This window comes from Gracilibacillus sp. JCM 18860 (assembly GCF_055395245.1).
The window spans coordinates 2,197,407-2,215,830 of the sequence record NZ_AP043868.1 but is presented as its reverse complement, the minus strand read 5'-3'; the positions used below and the strand labels follow the sequence as shown (position 1 = coordinate 2,215,830).

15 protein-coding genes and 1 riboswitch are annotated in these 18,424 nt (G+C 38.8%); of the genes, 7 read left to right on the top strand and 8 right to left on the bottom strand.

The features are described from left to right. Positions 1–161: 161 nt before the first annotated feature. From cysC to ACZ5R4_RS11090, 6 genes are all read right to left on the bottom strand, one after another. Positions 162–761, bottom strand: a complete 600-nt coding sequence (cysC, locus tag ACZ5R4_RS11115; RefSeq protein ID WP_054788284.1) for an adenylyl-sulfate kinase — start codon at positions 759–761, stop codon at positions 162–164. Beyond that, positions 758–1,945: a sulfate adenylyltransferase gene (gene sat / locus ACZ5R4_RS11110; protein WP_277678042.1), complete on the bottom strand. Its 1,188-nt coding sequence runs from the start codon at positions 1,943–1,945 to the stop codon at positions 758–760. Before sat ends, cysC begins: the two co-directional genes overlap by 4 nt. Then, a complete protein-coding gene (gene cysI / locus ACZ5R4_RS11105) occupies positions 1,945–3,660 on the bottom strand; it encodes an assimilatory sulfite reductase (NADPH) hemoprotein subunit (protein ID WP_464367305.1) in 1,716 nt (571 codons plus the stop codon). The genes sat and cysI overlap by 1 nt, the downstream gene beginning before the upstream one ends. 48 nt (positions 3,661–3,708) lie before the next feature. After that, positions 3,709–5,505 carry an assimilatory sulfite reductase (NADPH) flavoprotein subunit gene (locus tag ACZ5R4_RS11100; protein WP_277678040.1) on the bottom strand — a complete coding sequence of 599 codons (1,797 nt, stop codon included), beginning with the start codon at positions 5,503–5,505 and terminating at the stop codon, positions 3,709–3,711. Between the two features lie 104 nt (positions 5,506–5,609). Beyond that, positions 5,610–6,344, bottom strand: coding sequence for a phosphoadenylyl-sulfate reductase (locus ACZ5R4_RS11095; RefSeq protein ID WP_109983134.1), 735 nt, complete (start codon positions 6,342–6,344; stop codon positions 5,610–5,612). Between the two features lie 81 nt (positions 6,345–6,425). After that, positions 6,426–6,543, bottom strand: a riboswitch (SAM riboswitch). 154 nt (positions 6,544–6,697) lie between these two features. Further along, positions 6,698–7,639: an aldo/keto reductase family protein gene (locus tag ACZ5R4_RS11090; protein ID WP_464367304.1), complete on the bottom strand. Its 942-nt coding sequence runs from the start codon at positions 7,637–7,639 to the stop codon at positions 6,698–6,700. A 195-nt stretch (positions 7,640–7,834) separates the two neighbouring features. Between ACZ5R4_RS11090 and ACZ5R4_RS11085 the strand changes: the two genes are divergently transcribed. The 5 genes from ACZ5R4_RS11085 (at position 7,835) to ACZ5R4_RS11065 (ending at position 13,036) form a co-directional block, all read left to right on the top strand. Then, positions 7,835–8,974, top strand: a complete 1,140-nt coding sequence (locus ACZ5R4_RS11085; RefSeq protein WP_109983132.1) for a sensor histidine kinase — start codon at positions 7,835–7,837, stop codon at positions 8,972–8,974. Next, positions 8,971–9,609: a response regulator gene (locus tag ACZ5R4_RS11080; RefSeq protein WP_109983131.1), complete on the top strand. Its 639-nt coding sequence runs from the start codon at positions 8,971–8,973 to the stop codon at positions 9,607–9,609. Before ACZ5R4_RS11085 ends, ACZ5R4_RS11080 begins: the two co-directional genes overlap by 4 nt. A gap of 111 nt (positions 9,610–9,720) precedes the next feature. Next, complete coding sequence (locus tag ACZ5R4_RS11075; protein WP_464367303.1) at positions 9,721–10,653, top strand: ABC transporter ATP-binding protein; 933 nt, start codon at positions 9,721–9,723, stop codon at positions 10,651–10,653. 11 nt (positions 10,654–10,664) lie between these two features. Next, positions 10,665–11,939: an ABC transporter permease gene (locus tag ACZ5R4_RS11070; protein WP_109983129.1), complete on the top strand. Its 1,275-nt coding sequence runs from the start codon at positions 10,665–10,667 to the stop codon at positions 11,937–11,939. Then, positions 11,936–13,036 (top strand): ABC transporter permease, encoded by a 1,101-nt coding sequence (locus ACZ5R4_RS11065; protein ID WP_109983128.1) that lies wholly within the window; start codon positions 11,936–11,938, stop codon positions 13,034–13,036. Before ACZ5R4_RS11070 ends, ACZ5R4_RS11065 begins: the two co-directional genes overlap by 4 nt. A 143-nt stretch (positions 13,037–13,179) precedes the next feature. On the opposite strand, the gene gdhA is transcribed toward ACZ5R4_RS11065, so the two are convergent. Both gdhA and ACZ5R4_RS11055 read right to left on the bottom strand, forming a co-directional pair. After that, a complete protein-coding gene (gdhA, locus tag ACZ5R4_RS11060; protein WP_464367302.1) occupies positions 13,180–14,541 on the bottom strand; it encodes an NADP-specific glutamate dehydrogenase in 1,362 nt (453 codons plus the stop codon). A 223-nt stretch (positions 14,542–14,764) separates the two neighbouring features. Next, positions 14,765–16,018 (bottom strand): MFS transporter, encoded by a 1,254-nt coding sequence (locus ACZ5R4_RS11055; protein WP_054860161.1) that lies wholly within the window; start codon positions 16,016–16,018, stop codon positions 14,765–14,767. A 179-nt stretch (positions 16,019–16,197) separates the two neighbouring features. Between ACZ5R4_RS11055 and ACZ5R4_RS11050 the strand changes: the two genes are divergently transcribed. Then, positions 16,198–16,551, top strand: a complete 354-nt coding sequence (locus tag ACZ5R4_RS11050; protein WP_054788276.1) for a hypothetical protein — start codon at positions 16,198–16,200, stop codon at positions 16,549–16,551. 158 nt (positions 16,552–16,709) lie between these two features. Continuing rightward, positions 16,710–18,146, top strand: a complete 1,437-nt coding sequence (treP, locus tag ACZ5R4_RS11045) for a PTS system trehalose-specific EIIBC component (protein WP_109983125.1) — start codon at positions 16,710–16,712, stop codon at positions 18,144–18,146. Positions 18,147–18,424 lie beyond the last annotated feature (278 nt).

The following is an 18,424-nucleotide window of genomic DNA, read 5'->3' as shown; positions in this document are numbered from 1 at the left end:
GCCTTATGAACAATAGTGAACATTCTTGTGATAAAATGAACTCCTCTAATGGAAGTCACTCCATATCCTTATTTTGCCCAATTATGTACTGGAATATAATTCGCCCTTAACGGATAAAAAAATCGATTGAAGCTAGTTGCTCTAACTTCAACCGATTCAGCTTAGATATATTGATTGGTTCGTAAATATGCAAGGATTATATCTACCGACTCCTCAATGGAGTTTTGTTCTGTATTCACGACTAGCTCTGGATGCAAGGGCTCTTCATAAGGTGCATCGATACCAGTAAACTGTTTAATTTCACCTGAACGCGCTTTTTGGTAAAGCCCTTTAGGGTCTCTAGCTTCACAGCTTTCTAAGCTGCATTTGATATAGACCTCGATAAAATCTCCTTTAGCTAATAGTTGTCGCACATTATCTCGATCTTCTCGATAAGGAGAAATAAAGGCGGTTAGTGTAATCAGACCTGCATCACTCATTAATTTGGAGACCTCTCCGATACGACGGATATTCTCTTTGCGATCTTCTGGACTAAACCCTAGGTTATTATTTAACCCATGACGAATGTTGTCACCATCCAAGCGGTATGTGCGAATTCCCTTTTCATATAGTGCCTTTTCTAACGCTACAGTGATCGTTGATTTTCCTGATCCAGATAGACCTGTAAACCAAAGCACTGGACTTTGGTGGTCATTTAGCTTTAAGCGATCCTCTTTCGTAATCGCCGATTCATGCCACACAATATTGGTTGCCTTTGTCATGCTTTAGCCCCTCTCTGCAGCCCTTTAATTAATATTTCTGCTACCTCAGGACGAGAGAATTGTCGAGGTAGAGGCTCACCATTACGTAGCTTTTCTCTTACCTTTGTACCACTTAGATGAACATGATCTTCTTTATTATGAGGACAGGTTTTTTGGGTGGCCATGTTCTCACATTTTGTACAGAAGAAGGCATGCTCAAATTTGAAAATGTGAATACCTAATTCTTCCTCATATTGAGCAATTAACTCTTGTGCCTCATAGGTTCCGTAGAAATCACCAACTCCTGCATGATCACGCCCGACGATGAAGTGCGTACAGCCATAATTTTTACGAACAGTAGCATGTAAAATCGCTTCTCTTGGACCAGCATAACGCATAGCTGCTGGATAAATAACTAGTCTCGTACGATTCTTAGGGTAATAGTGTTTTAATATCGCTTGATAGCTTTCCATTCGAATATCTGCAGGGATATCATCAGCCTTTGTCTCCCCCACTAATGGATTTAACAAAAGACCATCGACAGACTCCAATGCACATTTTTGAATATATTCATGCGCACGGTGAACAGGATTTCTCGTTTGGAAGCCGACAACTGTTTTCCAGCCAAGATCCTGGAAGAGCTGGCGAGTTTCAATAGGATCTAAATAAAAGTCCTCAAATCCTTCGTGCTCTGGCCGATTCACTAAATGAATCGGCCCAGCTAAGTAAATGTCGCCTTTTTCATAAAGCTTTTTGACGCCAGGATGGGAATCATCTGTTGTACCATAAACATTTTGAGCTTCTTTCTTTTTGTCATAGCGATAGGCTTCCTCCAAATCGAGAATACCGTATAATACACCGTCTTCACCATATAGGGCAACAGGCTTTCCAATCGTTAGTTTATCGACCTCTTCTTCTGTAACGGCAAGTGTAATCGGAATACTCCAGACAGTACCATCAGCAAGGTGTAAATTGTCTACGACCTCGAGATAATCATTCTCTCCCAAAAAGCCCGTGAGTGGACTAAAGCCACCAATCGAAATTAATTCTAAATCAGATACGCCCCATTTATTGATAGTAAGTGATGGATAATCTTGCGCTCTTTCTATTGCTTTTTCTCGTTCCGCCCCTTTTAGTTCTCTGTTAACTAATTTCCCGCCGTGAGCGGCTATTGTTTGCTTTGCTTCTTCTTTTAATACGGTCATTATAAGACTCCTTTCTTTTCTTTGTGGAAGTTTCGTCCATCATAAACAGCATCGACATAGCCTTTACGAATAACGAAGTCACCGAAATACTCATCTTCTTCCTTTTCTGTAGCATATTCTCTAAATAATTCTTGGAGGGTTGCTAGTATTTCTGCTTCTGCGATATTTTCCTTATATAATTGGTTTAGTCTGTCCCCAATAAAGCTTCCACCTAAATAAAGATTATACTTACCTGGTGCTTTGCCGATGAAGGCAATCTCTGCGAGCGCTGGCCTTGCGCATCCGTTTGGACAGCCGGACATACGGATTACGATTTCTTGCTCTTTTAAGCCTTCTTTCTCCAAAATATCTTCAATCTTGTCGATTAAAGAAGGGAGGTAGCGCTCAGATTCTGCCATTGCTAGGCCACAAGTGGGAAGCGCCACACATGCAATCGAATTTTTCCGCAGCCCTGAATATTGCTTTCCCTCTGTTAGGCCATAAGCATCGATGATTTCCTGAATTTTTTGCTTTTTCTTTGCGGTAACATTGGCAATAACTAAATTTTGATTTGGTGTAAGGCGGAAGTCTCCGGTATGAATATTGGCAATCTCACGCAGTCCTGTCATTAACTTATAATCCTCTGTATCCTTCACACGCCCATTCTCAATAAATAAGGTAAGATGCCATCTGTTTTTCCCTTTTACCCAGCCATAACGATCTCCATTATGGTCAAAGTGATAGGGCTTCGCTTCTTCTAGCTCGTATCCGAGGCGATTAGTGAGTTCTTCTTTAAACCAATCCAAGCCATAGCGATCAATCGTATATTTAAATCGGGCATTTTTACGGTCGCTTCGATTACCATAATCTCGTTGGATTGTTACGACCTTTTCAGCTACATCAATTACATTCTCTTTTGCGCAATAGCCAGCAATTCTTCCTAATTGTGGGTAAGTATTTGTATTGCCATGGGTAGAGCCCATTCCACCACCTACCGTAATGTTAAAGCCGATCACTTCATTGTTCTCAATAATCGCAATGAGTCCAAGATCCTGTGAAAAGACATCAATATCATTGGAAGGAGGTGCGGCAATTCCGATTTTAAATTTTCGTGGTAGATAGGTTTTGCCATAGATCGGTTCTTCCTCTTGTTTGGAATCGATGATTTTCTCATTATCTAGCCATATCTCATGATAGGCACCCGTTTTAGGTGAAAGGTAGTCACTAATACGTTGAGCCCAGTTTTGTATTTGTTCATGAACCTCCGACTGGTATGGGTTCGGATTACACATCACATTACGGTTGACATCACCACAGGCTGCAATGGTCGTCATTAGCTCTTCATTAATGGTTTTAATCGTGTCCTTTAGATTCCATTTCAAAATACCATGGAGCTGGAATGCCTGTCTCGTGGTTAATTTAATCGAATGATCCCCATATCTTTGGGCAAGATCATCGACTGCCAGCCATTGTTTTGGTGTAGCGACACCCCCAGGAATAGCCACACGAAGCATAAATTGATAGGCAGGCTCTAATTTTTGTTTTCTTCTTTCATCTCTTACATCTCGATCATCCTGCTGATAGCTCCCGTGGAATTTTAAAAGCTTTGTATCATCATCGGAAATAGCGGCAGTTAGTGGGTCTTCTAAGCCTTCTTTTATTGTCCCTCTTAGGAATCGACTATCTTCTTTTAATTTTTCTATTGGATCAAGCTTCTTTTGATCTTGATTTGCCATAAAACTTCTCCTCTCCCTATTTCTTATTAGACTCCTGATTCCTCTGTGTTAATAGACATCACGTTGGTATCTTTTTTCTTGCTTTAATTGATTCAAAAAGGCTTCTGCCTCTGTAGAGCTAAGCTTTCCTTCTTGTTCAATAATGGTTAGGAGTGTTTGATGCACATCCTTTGCCATTCGCTTTTCGTCTCCGCAAACATATATATGTGCACCTTGTTCCAGCCAGGAAAATAATTCTTTTGCTTTTTCTAGCATTCGATGCTGCACATATATCTTTTCAGCAGAATCTCTTGAAAATGCAACATCCATCCTGCTTAGATAGCCATTCTTTAGCCAATTTTGCCAATCGACCTGGTATAAAAAGTCTGATCGGAAGTGTTGATCACCAAAGAATAGCCAGGTTTTCCCCTTTAATTCAAGCTCTTCTCGTTCCTCTATATATCCTCTGAATGGAGCAACTCCTGTTCCTGGACCAATCATAATAACAGGTGTGCTATCATCAAAAGGAAACTTAAAATTCGGATTTCGATGAACATATACATTCAATTGATCACCAGGTTGAATTCTCTCTGCAATCTCGCCTGAGCACACGCCATGACGATCACGTCCATGGGTGTGGTAGCGAACCGTAGCAATCGTTAAGTGAACTTCATCAGGATTTGCCTTATAACTGCTTGAGATCGAATATTGTCTTGCAGGAATTTTCCTTAACCAGTGCATAAGGGAGGCAGGGTCCAAATTGCTCGGTGTGAAATCAAGGATTAGATCTAGTAAGTCCCTGCCATGTATATATTCCCTCATCTTGTCACTATCCTCTATTAGCTTGGTAAGCTTTTCATTATCAAAAAATCCTGCAGCTTTTTCGAGCATTCCTTTTGTTAGTTTTGTAATTTCAAAGATAGAGGTTAATGCCTCTTGGATCGAGCGAATTTCCCCTTGCTTGTTTATAGGTATCGTTTGTTCTGCATTCCAATCTAGTTTATTGATGACTGCCTGAACAAGCTCGGGATTGTTCTTTGGATAGATAGCTAGACAATCGCCTGGTTCATAGCTTAGGTTAGAGTTTTCTAATGACAATTCAATATGTCTCGTTTCCTTGTTCGAGCCTCTTCCACTTAGGTCTATATTTTCTAGGACCTCTGCTGGGTATGGATTACTCTTGGAGTATATTGGTGCTTCTGCAGGGGAGGAGGGGACCTGCTGCTCTGAAGCCTGAGTTTGGCTGTCCTCGTTTAATACTTTTAATACACCATTCATCCATTCCTCGGCTAATTCTTCATAATCGACATCACAATCCACGCGTGGGTGAATACGTGTAGCACCTAATTCCTCTAAACGTTTGTCAAAATCCTTCCCTGTTTGGCAGAAATGCTCATAGGATTCATCCCCTAAAGAGAGGACAGAGAATCTTACACTATCTAACTTAGGTGCTTTTCTTCCTAATAAAAACTCATGGAATTGTATCGCATTATCTGGTGGATCTCCTTCACCGTGTGTCGCGGTAACAATTAAGAGATCCTCCACTTCTTTTAATTTCTTTGCCTTAAAATCATCCATGCTTGAAATCACGGTTTTTCGATCCGATGCCTTTAATTGATCATTCAACTGTTCGGCAATTGTTTGACTGTTCCCTGTTTCTGATCCATATAAGATAGTAATGGTTCTTGTTGCTGTCTCGCTCGTTTTAGTCACTTGCTTCGTCGTTTCAGGTGGTGCTGCTGATTGAGATGCAGCAAGGTAGCCGGCAAGCCAATTTTTCTGTGCATCGTTTAAGGTTGGCAATAATTGATTTAAAATTTCTGTTTGTCGTTCATCAAATGGGCTGTTAACCACTTGTAAGGCCAATAAGATCACCTCTCCATTATATTATGTTATGGGAATATTATTTGATTTTCATTATTCCGATAGTTTTACTTAGTTATAGACATAAAAATTTAACCATCTATTTTCTATGGTGTCGTTGTAGTGTGTAAACCACATTCTGTTTTGTTAAAAGAACTCCACCTACCAGCACGCTCATCGTCTGAATTAGTGACAGGGGAGGTACAAGGTATACATCCAATGCTTGGAAAGTTCTGATCATGTAAAGCGTTGTATGGGAGGTTGTGTTTTTTGATGTAGTCCCAAACATCATCCCAGGTCCAATAGATAAGGGGACATATTTTAACAGATTGGAATCTTTCATCCTTGTTAACAAATTGAGTCTTCGCACGACTTAGGGATTGCTCTCTTCTAAGTCCGGATATCCAAGCAACAGCTCCGCTCAGAACCTCCTCTAATGGTTTTACTTTTCGAAGGTAGCAGCATTGATCAGGATTTCTCTTCCAAAGAGCGGATCCATGTTTTTCTGCTTGCTCCTCTACTGTTAATTCAGGTTGCTTCATCGTTATTTGTAAGGAAGGATATTTGTTTTTCACTTCATCAATCAGATCATAGGTTTCTTGAAAATGTAAGCCTGTGTCGAGAAAAACTAATGAAGCATCTGGCTTCACTCTAGCAATTAAGTCTATTAGGACCATACTTTCTGCCCCAAAGCTACAAGCATAAACGAGTGAGTCTCCATAGCTTTTGTAAGCCCAATTAATGATTTGCTCAGCCCCTTTTGTCGGGTCATCTTCACCAGGCGTGAACTCATTCCAAAAACTTTCTTCATAATGAGCATAGGTAATTGCTTGTTCTGACATATTTCTCCTCCTTTTAATCGTCTTTCTCATCAAAAAAACTTCTTATCTGTTCAGATAAGAAGTCTTGTAATCAATCTACACTTCTTATCTTTCGGGATACAACCTAAAGCTGTCCCGCAGGATTTGGCACAGTGTTCATTTGTAAGAACCTGTTGCCGAGGATTCACTGGGCCTGCCCCTCCACCTCTCTGGATAAGAATTCCTTTTATGAATATTTAATGTAATGATAAACCGAATAACAGGAAATGTCAACATGATTTTTTGTAAAAATTGTTAATATATATTTTTATATATATGCAAATAGTCCAATAGATGGGACGAAAATGGGCAGCTAGACCGCCCATTTTATCACCTTAACTGAGAATTTCCTCTGTTTTAGCTAATGTCTCTTGGGAAAGTGTGATGCCAGATGCCTTTGCATTTTCTTCGATTTGTTCTGGACGACTTGCTCCCACAAGTGCGCTCGCTACATTTTCTTGACGTAGGATCCACGCAATGGCTAATTGAGCAAGGGATAGGTTTTCATTTGCAGCAATGGCCTTCAATTTTTCTACTTTTTCTAGATTGTCTTCCGTTAGAATACGTGATAGATTCATATCCTTTTGAGCTGCCCGACTGTTTTCAGGAATTGCTTGTCCTTTTTTATATTTACCAGTTAGTACACCCTGTGCAAGTGGAGAGAAGACAACCTGTCCAATTCCATGCTTTTTACCTACAGGGATCACTTCTTTTTCGATGTAGCGTTGAAGCATACTGTAATTCGGTTGATTGACGACAATACGATCAAGCAATTTTTTGTCAGCTAGATGAATAGCTTCTGTCATTTGCTCTGCCGACCATTCACTAACACCGATATATAAAACTTTTCCCTGTCTAATTAAATCATCAAGCGCTCGTAATGTTTCCTCTAAAGGGGTGTCTTGGTGGTATCTGTGACAATAGTAGATATCGATATAGTCAAGTCCAAGTCGCTTTAAGCTCGCGTCACATTGTTCTACGATGTGTTTTCTCGATAAGCCGTGGTCGTTTGGACCATCTCCCATTTTTCCGAAAACTTTTGTCGCAAGCACATAGGAGCTCCTCGGGTATTTTCTTAATGCTTTACCGACGACCTTTTCTGCATCCCCTCGCATATAGACATTTGCTGTATCAAAAAAGTTAATGCCAAGCTCATAGGCTTTATCAATAGAGGCGATTGCTTTCTCTTCTTCAACATACCCTCCATATGTAAGCCAGCTTCCTAGACTAATTTCACTTACTTTTAATCCAGTATTTCCTAAACGGCGGTATTGCATATCGATCACTCCTTGTTATATTTTAAGCGCTTTCCTAAATAGTATAAAATAGAAAGAAGGAGGTTGCTAGTAATCTGTTTTCAGATCATTCACTAAATCAACGGTGCATTTCGTTCACAACCAGTTTATAATAAAGGAAGACTTCTACCATCGGAGAAATTACAGACGTTAGTTTAAGGAAAATGGAGGATCAAGATGCGTTATTTCTACTGGGCATGGCTTATTATTTGGTTTATCACCTGGACGGGGACAACATGGATGGGAATTCAAGCGGGAGGTAGTGTTGCCTTTCTATTTATGATGTCCGCTTTTGGCTTAGGAGTTTTATTTTTTACCTCTGTCGTAAAATACAAACAGAAGATGCATTTTACTCTATGGCTGCTTTTTCTCGTGATTATCACCATAGCTTTTATTTTACCTAGTTTTTCAACACTCAATCCTTTCGTTTTCCTTTTATTTCTTCTTGTTTTAGTAAGTGCTGCAGAAACCTTTCAAAAACATTACTTTTGGACGATTATGATTCTTGTTTTTCTTTTGTTAACCATTTTTACTTATCCGTATTTTAGCCTTTTTAATGGTTTAATCTTTTGCTACATCTATGTATTAATAGCCATAGGATTATCGATCTATCAAATGAATGCTACAAGATTAAGAGAATTAGAGCTGCGTTATAAGACTCTATTACATACACACCGGCAATTAAAACGTAATTCGATCACACAGGAAAAGCATATTAGAGAGCAGGAACGAGTAGTAATCGGTCGAGAGATTCACGATCGAGCTGGTCATTCCTTGACCAATTTGCTTATGTTAATTGAAACATTTCGCCTTAAAAACGAAAATGATCCAAAGGATTGGGAACAGGTAAAATCATTAGCGCAGGAAAGTCTTAACGAAACACGCCAAGCAGTAAAGGCACTACAAAATGAACAGATTACTGGGATGTCTGCCGTTATTCAATTAATTCGGAAGATTGAAGCAGAACACTTCCTTTCGATTACCTTTTCTATGAGACAAAATGCGCTTTCTGTATCTTTAAGTCCAACACAGGCGAGTGTTGTTTATCGGTGTATTCAAGAAGCACTAACCAATGTGATGCGTCACAGTGATTCAAAGAAAGCAGAGATCATTTTTGAGGCTCCTGGCAATAGTCATTTTCGACTGGAAGTTCATAATGCGCTATCCCGTCCGATACAATTAACAGAAGGATTTGGCCTAAAATCGATGCGAAAAAGACTTCAAGCAATAAATGGTCATTTGGAGGTTCTCGCATATGATAGTCAATTCATTGTTCGGGGAAGCTTCCCGATTAACCAAAAGGATGAGGAAAATTGATTAAAATCTTATTAGCAGAGGATCAGGTATTGGTGAGACAAGGGATCAAAATGATGATCGAAACAGATCCCGATTTAAAGGTGACTGGAGAAGTAGGCAATGGGAAAGAAGCCTTAAAGCTAAGGGAAATAGAATATTTTGATATAGCCATTTTAGATGTTCGTATGCCGGAAATGGATGGTTTAAAGGCCGCAAGAGAAATGCTTGGAAGATGGCCTGAAATGAAAATAATGATGTTAACAACTTTTAACGATGAAGCATATGCAGTCGAAGCATTGAAAATAGGAGTACATGGATATTTATTAAAGGATGCGGATGCTAGCTGGTTAATTCATGCGATCAAGGGTTGTATGAAGGGTGGATTGCAGTTACCAGGGGAGGTAGCGAGTAAAGTAATCCCACAACTGTTGGAGAAAAAGTCTGCTGTTGTCAAGAAAGAACACCCTAGCTTAACAAGGCGGGAGCAGGATATTTTGTACTTACTAGGGGAAGGGAAGGACAATAAAGAAATAGCAACAGAGCTAGCATTATCCGTCGGGACGGTGAAAAATCATATTAGTCAATTACTACATAAATTAAATCTGAGAGATCGCACTCAGCTCGCGATTTATGCTATTCAAAATGACTATGTATAAAATAGTGACTGGAGTCATAAAAGAAATGACTAGAGACAGTGTTCGTACTGTCTTTTTTTTATTACACTTATTAATAGGAGATATGGTCAAGGACATATAGGAGGGATTGGCATGTTAGAAACAGTATCATTACGCAAGGTGTTTAAAAAGCAAGTAGCAGTTGATGATGCAAATTTATATCTTCAAAAAGGAGAGTCTATAGGGTTATTAGGGCCAAATGGGGCAGGTAAATCCACCATGATTTCGATGATGGCTACATTGGTCAAACCAACCTCAGGGACAGTGACATGGGAAGGGCAGGATATTATCAAAAACCCGAACATCATACGACCAATATTAGGTGTTGTTCCTCAAGAAATAGCTTTATATAAGGAGCTATCTGCCTATGAAAACGTGAAATTTTTCGGGAAGATATATCGTCTTAGTGGAAAGGAATTGGAAAGAAGAGCACAGGAAGTACTAGAATTAGTTGGGCTTAGAGATAGACAAAAGGAGCAGGTGAAAAAATACTCTGGCGGGATGCAGCGACGTGTCAATATAGCTGTAGCCTTATTACACGAGCCTGAAATAGTTATCATGGATGAGCCAACGGTTGGTATTGATCCTCAGTCTAGAAATTATATTCTAGAGATGGTTCGTACCTTAAACAAGGAGAAGGGAATGACTGTTCTATATACTTCTCATTATATGGAGGAGGTAGAGAAACTTTGTGATCGAATTTATATAATGGATCATGGCAATGTGATTGCGACAGGAACGAAAGAGGAGTTAACGAGTATTTTGTCCAGTGAAGAGACCATTGACCTTACCCTTGATCAATCAAATGCCTCCTTCGCGAAACTACTAGCACAACAAGATTGGATTTTAAATGTTACCGAATCAGAAAGTAATATGAAGCTAATCGTTCCAAAGAAGAGTAGGAATCTTGCAAGGATTTTTCAATTAGCGGAAAAGGAACATGTTCAAATACTCAGTGCGAACGTACAAATTCCTTCATTAGAAGATGTGTTTTTACACTTAACTGGTCGAAGCTTGCGTGATTAGGAGGTGCACTTATGTTAACTTTTTGGAAGAAAGATCTAAAGATATTATGGCGGGATCGAACCGAATTAATCACTATTTTATTAATGCCATTTGTCTTGATCGTGATCTTAGGATTTGCGTTAAAAGGATTAATGGGCGGAGATGGAAGTGCCTTTGAAATGAAAGTTGCACTTGTAGAAGAGGATAAGACAGAGCAAGGGATCACCGAATTCTCTCAAGAATTACAGCAATCCTCTTTGCCTAATGAGGCGAAGCAACCATTAATGGAAGCTGCGCAATCATTTTCACCGAAAACAATACTACTTGAGGTTTTGGAAAATGATCTATCTGAACAAATCGTACTAGAAAAAATGTCAGAAGCGGATGCCAAGCAACAATTAGCAGATCAAGAGGTGGATTCCATCTTAATTATTCCAGATAACTTCACATATCACACATTACAGAATGTTTTCTTAGGTGAAGAAGTGACGGCAACCTTGAGGGTTATAAAGGGAGAACATGCCAATTTAATCGGCACAATTTTTCAAAATATTGTAGAACAATTTAGCCAAAAACTAAATTTTGAAACAGCGTTAGCCAGTGTGGACGGGGTAAATAAAGCTGCATTAGAGCCAGTTGTGTTAGAGGATATAAGGAAAGAAGAAACCGTGACAGATAGAGATCCAATCTCCTCTATGGAATACTACACCATAGGTATGGCAGTAATGTTTGCTTTCTATATTGCCTCTGCCATGGCTTCAAAAGCTTATACAGAAACCGACCAGCAGGTAGTGGATCGAATTCATTTAAGTGGAAAGCACCCTTTTCACTATTTAGCAGGCAAGGTGTTATCGGTCGTTGTCTTAACAGTCATCCAGATAGGTTTATTATTTGGCCTATCCAGTCTTATTTTACAATCATTTCTTCCTTTTTCTTGGGAAATAGTCCTTAGAATAGGACTGATCACAGTCTTGTATGCATTAGCTATTGGGGCAATTGGTGGCATTTTAACTGCTATCACCGTTAGATCAGGTTCAAGTGTCATAGCAAGTATGTTTGCTACAGGTATTACAAGTGTGCTTGCATTACTTGGTGGAAGCTTTATCCCTACAACTACGCTACCTCCTATTATTCAAACAATTGGGAGTTGGACACCAAATGGCATGGTTATGCAAGCATATATGCTCGCAAATCAAGGACTGGCATTAGATGATATTTTTCCATATCTGCTTCGCTTAACTATTCTTACATTCGTTATCTTTTTATGTAGTATTTTTATCTTCCCGAAAAGGAGGACTGTGACATGAAATCGATTTTTATACTGCAATGGCAGCGTCTTAAAAGGCAGCCTTTAATGATTGTATCGATGATTGTGATGACAATGCTATTCATTTTTTTTATCGGGGGATCAACCGATCAATCCACGATTCCTATTCCGACTAGTTTTTCTGATGAAATAAGTGAAGAAGCTCAAAATGACTGGATCAAGGAGTTAAATGAATTAGATGGTTTTACATTTCAACCTATTAAGGAAAAGGTTATTAAAGAGCAGGTTGCTTTAGGCAATGCCTCTTTTGGTCTAAGAGTCTCCTCTGACTCCTACACCTTTATCACTGGCACGAAGGATTCGAATCAAGCTATAGTGGATCAATTTTTAAGTAATTTATATATGGAAAACAATCAAATAGATCAAGTGATAAAACAGACAGGTAATAATCAAGTTGAGACGATTGTAGAGAATAAAGAGAATAATCCACCAGTAACTGTAAAAGCTTCAGTTGGTGAAACAGATGGAGATTTCTTTGTTTTTGATAATAAGCTTCATGCATTATTTGGAATGACTCTGTTCTTTGCCATCTATACGATTGTTTTTACTTTAAGTGAGGTAGCAGAAGAAAAACAACGTGGTAGCTGGGATCGCCTTATTTTATCTCCGATTAAAAAATGGCAAATATACATCGGATATTTAAGTTATTCCTTTATCATTGGGATGACACAGATAATCATTGTTTTTGTCATGTTTTACTACTTGTTTGGCTTCGAAATAGGTTCTTATTGGCTAGAGATTCTATCCATTGTTGCCCTATACACATTTGCTATTGTCTCATTGGGGATGCTTTTGATCGGTTTTGTAAGGAAATCCTCCCAGCTAGGCGCTATCGTACCAATTGTAGCAGTGAGTATGGCAATGCTTGGGGGCGCCTATTGGCCGATTGAAATTGTGGAGAATCATTTTGTTTTAGCTCTTTCTAAAGGTATTCCTGTTACTTATGCGATGGATGCATTAAAAGGCGTGACAATCTATCAACAATCACTAGCAGAGAATGTTCAATCACTCGCTACGCTGTTCTTAATGGGAGTTATCTGTATGGGAGTTGGAATAAATTTGATGGAAAGAAGATAGAAATAAGAAGGCATAACTAAAATAGTTGAATCATAAGACGAACGATAAATATACTAATGTATTACAACAAAAACTCTCCCTAAGGTAGACATACCTTAGGGAGAGTTTATCATTCATTTTATACTTTTGTTCCATTTCTTTTATTAAATGACACCTTGTGCAACCATTGCATCTGCTACTTTTAAGAATCCAGCGATGTTTGCTCCGACTACTAGGTTACCTGGATGACCATATTCCTCTGCAGCGGTTATACTGTTTTTGTAGATATTTTCCATGATTTCCTGCAATTTCTCATCCACTTCTTCAAATTTCCAAGAAAGTCTAGCACTGTTTTGAGCCATCTCTAATGCAGAAACGGCAACACCACCAGCATTGGCAGCCTTAGCAGGTCCAAATAATACCTTGTTTTCTAAGAATACATCAATTGCTTCAAGCGTTGAAGGCATATTAGCCCCTTCTCCAACAGCCTTGACACCATTTTCTACTAATGTCTTCGCAGACTCCGTGTTTAATTCGTTTTGTGTTGCACATGGAAGTGCGATATCGCAAGGGATGGACCAGATTCCTTCGAATCCATCAGTATATTCTGCTTCTGGATGTTCATTTACATATTCTTTGATACGTTTTCTCTCAACTTCTTTAAGACGTTTAACTGTCTCAAGGTTAATTCCATTTTTATCATAGATATAACCACTAGAGTCACTACATGCTACAACCTTAGCACCGAGCTCTGTAGCCTTTTCTATGGCATAGATGGACACGTTTCCAGACCCTGATACTACTACTGTTTTTCCTTGGAAGCTATCACCTTGATCTTTTAACATTTCTTGTACGAAATAGACAGTACCATATCCTGTAGCTTCTGTACGTGCTAAGCTTCCGCCATAATTGAGTCCTTTACCAGTAAGGACACCTGCTGCTGTTTGCCCACGCATTTTTTTGTATTGACCGAATAAGTAACCAATTTCTCGCGCACCTACACCGATATCACCAGCTGGTACATCTGTATCAGGTCCGATATATTTAGAAAGCTCACTCATGAAGCTTTGGCAGAAGCGCATAATTTCTCCATCAGATTTCCCTTTAGGGTCAAAATCTGATCCACCTTTACCTCCACCAATTGGTTGCCCAGTTAGTGAGTTTTTAAAAATTTGCTCAAAGCCTAAGAATTTAATAATACTTGCATTAACGGATGGGTGAAAGCGAAGTCCACCTTTATAAGGGCCAATAGCACTATTAAATTGAACACGGAAACCACGATTCACTTGCACTTTGCCATTATCATCAACCCAAGGTACACGGAAAGAAATAATTCTTTCTGGTTCTACCATTCTTTCCAAAATTCCTTGCTCCATATATAAAGGCTGTTTTTCAAAAACAGGTACTAATGAATCAAAGATTTCTTTGACAGCCTGATGAAATTCGCTCTCATTAGGATTACGTTTTTTGACTGTTTCAAATACATCGTTCACATAATTTTGTGCGACTTGATTAGCGTTTGTCATAGTCTATTTGTTCTCTCCTTAATTTGAATTTTGATATATATAAAGCATAAGCGTGACACCAATATTTGTTTGATTATCCTGAAAGTTCAGAATTTTATTCTCAAAATGGTAAGGTTTGCTTTTGAATTAATACCATTAGTTATAAGTCTATTATATCAAAAACAGCTAAACAATACTGATATGAGATATGATTGATGCCGTATTGAGATAGGTTTCGCTATAGCTACTTTATTTTTTTATCAGAAGGAACAAAGGATAGAACGATCATCCCTAATACAAACAGTACAATCAAGCTTAATATTCCCATATTAGATTGACCTGTTAATTGAGCGGTAATACCTAGCAATAATGGTCCTGTAATCGAAGCGAATTTTCCAAAAATATTGTAAAAGCCAAAAAACTCGTTCGCTTTCTCCTTTGGAATCAGTTTAGCAAAGTAAGAACGACTTAGTGCCTGAATACCACCTTGAGAGGTCGCTACAAGCATTGCCAGTATCCAGAAATCAATCGCTGTCTCTAGAAAATATCCATAGATACAGACAATGATATAAATAAAAGAACCAATAAATAGCATCGTCTTAGCAGAGAATTTATCTGCAAGCCGCCCATAAATAATAGCAAAAGGTGCTGCAACCACCTGGGTAACAAATAGTACGACTAATAAGACAGTCGAGCTAATCCCTACATCAGTCCCATATGCAGTAGACATCGAAATAATTGTTCCTACTCCATCTATGTAGAAAAAGTAAGCGATCAAAAAAATACTTAAATGTTTATATTGTTTGATATGTTTCATGGTTTCAAATAATCGAATGAAGCTTTGTAGAACTGGTTTTGTATCTCGTTGAATAAAGTAAACCTGTCCTACATTGCGAATAATCGGTACAGAAAATACCGCCCACCAGAGACAAGTAATGAGAAAGGCAATGCGACTCGCAAATGTACTGGAAATCGGAATAATGCCTTGTTGAGATAGTAAGATAATGGAAATGCTAAGAAGGAAGGGAATAGTACTCCCAATATATCCAAGTCCGAAGCCTTGTGATGACACTTTATTCATACGTTTATTATCCGCCACATCTACTAAAAAAGCATCATAGAATATATTGGCACCTGTGGAACCAATGGAAGCAAGTGTATAGAAAATAAGAAGCCATATCCATTGTCCTTCAGGGACAAAAACAAGTGATGCGGTCGAAAAAACACCTAGTCCTAAAAAGCTTAAGAAAAATCTTTTTTTATAGCCTTGATAATCTGCAATCGTTCCTAGAATAGGACCGAGTATAGCTAATATAAAGGTGAAGATGGATATCGTATAGCCTAAATATGCCGTGGAATTAGCGTTCTCAATCCCAGCGCTAGCTGCCTGTGCCTTATAATAAATCGGGAATATAGCGGTAGTAATAATAACAGAAAAGGCAGAACTGCCCCAGTCATATAACATCCAACTTCGTTCTTGTTTGGAAAACCTTCCCATTTTATTTCCCCCCATCAACGACAATTTTTAAAAAAACAACCTTTCTCCTATTTTACTAGAACAGAGTAAAAACACTAGATGAAAATCAATAAATTAAAAGAAAATTAACTTTTAGTTTAATCTTTGTGAAAACGGGTACATTAAATACAACAAATCTAATATTCGAAAGGTTGATAACAATGTATAAAACTATACAAGCATTTTTCAAAACCGAGAATGACGCAGAAGCAGTTAAAGCACTTTTGAATAAACTAAAAACGAATGATTTACGAGTCGATCAATTACCGGAGGAGGGAATTGGCTCTATTTTTCTAGTTCCATTAACATATGGTGGTAACAATTCTACGGGAACAGGCACAGGCTCTCCAACGGGTGCAGCGGGTGGTGTTATTGCAGCAGCTGAGCAAAGTAATGATGATTCGGCGAGAGAGCATGTATTAGAAGCAAAAGTTGAGGAAGAGGATCTTCAAGAAGCATTAAAAATCATTATGGAGAATGATGGACACGTTGACAGGGATTCCGTTGATTTTTGATTTAAAAGTTAACAGAGCAGATCATCCTGCTCTGTTTTCCTTATCACAACGCCAAACTCCTGTAGCCAATATATTTTTTTGTTGACAAACTTGTATATACAAGATAGAATGAAAGCGAAATCATTACATGTATATACAGGGTAAGGGGAGGAAGAATCATGAGTAAATATACCGAGCCAGCAAAAGAACTGCTGGAAAAGGTAGGCGGAAGTGAAAATATTTCGGTTGTGACCCATTGTGCGACGAGAATGCGGTTTGTTTTACATGACTCTAAACAAGCGGACGTAGAAGCAATTGAAGACATTTCTCTAGTGAAAGGAACGTTTACACAGGCAGGTCAATTTCAAGTAATAATTGGTAATGAAGTGGCCTCCTTTTACAATGAATTTACCAAAATAGCAGGAGTTGGGGATACTTCAAAGGAAGATGCTAAAGAGGCTGCGAAGCAAAATATGAATTTTTTACAGCGAATGGTTGCCCATTTAGCGGATATCTTTACACCGATTATACCAGCATTGGTAGTAGGTGGTTTGATCCTCGGCTTTCGTAATGTTATTGGTGAAATCAAAATGGTGAATGATGGGACCCAAACATTAATTGAAACCTCCCAATTCTGGACAGGAGTCTATGATTTTCTTTGGCTCATAGGGGAAGCCATTTTTCACTTTTTACCTGTTGCGATTACTTGGGCAATATCCCGTAAGATGGGAACAACACAAGTGCTTGGAATCGTGCTTGGGATTACACTTGTTTCTCCTCAATTGTTAAATGCCTATGGAGTTGCAGGAGCGGAGGAGATTCCGGTATGGGACTTCGGATTTGCTCAGGTAGATATGATAGGATATCAAGCTCAAGTCATTCCTGCCATATTAGCAGGATTTGTCCTCGCTTATTTAGAGATATGGTTACGAAAAGTTATCCCGCAAGTAGTTTCAATGATTTTTGTACCTTTTTTTGCACTGATTCCTGCAGTGTTAATCGCCCATGTTGTACTAGGACCAATTGGTTGGGAAATCGGTTCGTGGATTTCTAATGTTGTTTATTCTGGTTTAACCTCTGGGTTTGGCTGGTTATTTGCTGCTGTGTTCGGCTTTAGTTATGCTCCGCTTGTAATAACTGGTCTTCACCACATGACGAATGCGATCGATTTACAGTTGATGAGTGAATTTGATGGAACGATCCTATGGCCAATGATTGCACTATCTAATATTGCTCAAGGTTCAGCAGTAGTAGCTATCATATATTTAAATCGAAAAGATAAGAAAGAACAACAAGTTTCTGTTCCGGCGGCCATTTCTTGTTATTTAGGAGTAACTGAGCCGGCAATGTTTGGTATTAACTTAAGATATCTGTTTCCATTTTTTGCAGGAATGATTGGCTCCTCCATTGCGGCGATTATCTCTGTCGGCTCTGGTGTTATGGCAAATTCCATTGGTGTAGGTGGAATCCCAGGTATACTGTCGATCCAGGTTCCAGATATGCTAATGTTTGCTCTTGCAATGATTATTGCGATTGTCGTTCCATTTATCCTGACAGTTGTAATGGCAAAAATGAAAATAGGAAGGGATGCTTACGAGCGCCTAGGGAAATCTTAAAAAATAAAGAGGGTTATAATGAAATAGGGATAAAGAGAATCTAAAAAAACATCTGGCTAAGCATCATGGTATCAAAAAAGTAATGGGCAGATTTGTTCTTCCAACTACTGGAAACATCTCTTGAAATGTCAGTAATAATGAGGATAAGTGCCAAAATACCCGCGATTTCGCATAAAATGGTAGTAAAAACAAGAATAAGTACCAAAATGCCCGCGCTTGCTCTTAAAATGGCACTTATCGAGTGGATAAAGCCCAAAACGCCAGAGCCCGTCCTCAAA

Coding starts and splice junctions, on each gene's coding strand:
- sat (WP_277678042.1), bottom strand. CDS start 1,945: ATGACCGTATTAAAAGAAGAAGCAAAGCAAACAATAGCCGCTCACGGC.
- gdhA (WP_464367302.1), bottom strand. CDS start 14,541: ATGACAAACGCTAATCAAGTCGCACAAAATTATGTGAACGATGTATTT.
- ACZ5R4_RS11095 (WP_109983134.1), bottom strand. CDS start 6,344: ATGTCAGAACAAGCAATTACCTATGCTCATTATGAAGAAAGTTTTTGG.
- ACZ5R4_RS11085 (WP_109983132.1), top strand. CDS start 7,835: ATGCGTTATTTCTACTGGGCATGGCTTATTATTTGGTTTATCACCTGG.
- ACZ5R4_RS11050 (WP_054788276.1), top strand. CDS start 16,198: ATGTATAAAACTATACAAGCATTTTTCAAAACCGAGAATGACGCAGAA.
- ACZ5R4_RS11065 (WP_109983128.1), top strand. CDS start 11,936: ATGAAATCGATTTTTATACTGCAATGGCAGCGTCTTAAAAGGCAGCCT.
- ACZ5R4_RS11090 (WP_464367304.1), bottom strand. CDS start 7,639: ATGCAATACCGCCGTTTAGGAAATACTGGATTAAAAGTAAGTGAAATT.
- cysC (WP_054788284.1), bottom strand. CDS start 761: ATGACAAAGGCAACCAATATTGTGTGGCATGAATCGGCGATTACGAAA.
- cysI (WP_464367305.1), bottom strand. CDS start 3,660: ATGGCAAATCAAGATCAAAAGAAGCTTGATCCAATAGAAAAATTAAAA.
- ACZ5R4_RS11070 (WP_109983129.1), top strand. CDS start 10,665: ATGTTAACTTTTTGGAAGAAAGATCTAAAGATATTATGGCGGGATCGA.
- ACZ5R4_RS11055 (WP_054860161.1), bottom strand. CDS start 16,018: ATGGGAAGGTTTTCCAAACAAGAACGAAGTTGGATGTTATATGACTGG.
- ACZ5R4_RS11075 (WP_464367303.1), top strand. CDS start 9,721: ATGTTAGAAACAGTATCATTACGCAAGGTGTTTAAAAAGCAAGTAGCA.
- treP (WP_109983125.1), top strand. CDS start 16,710: ATGAGTAAATATACCGAGCCAGCAAAAGAACTGCTGGAAAAGGTAGGC.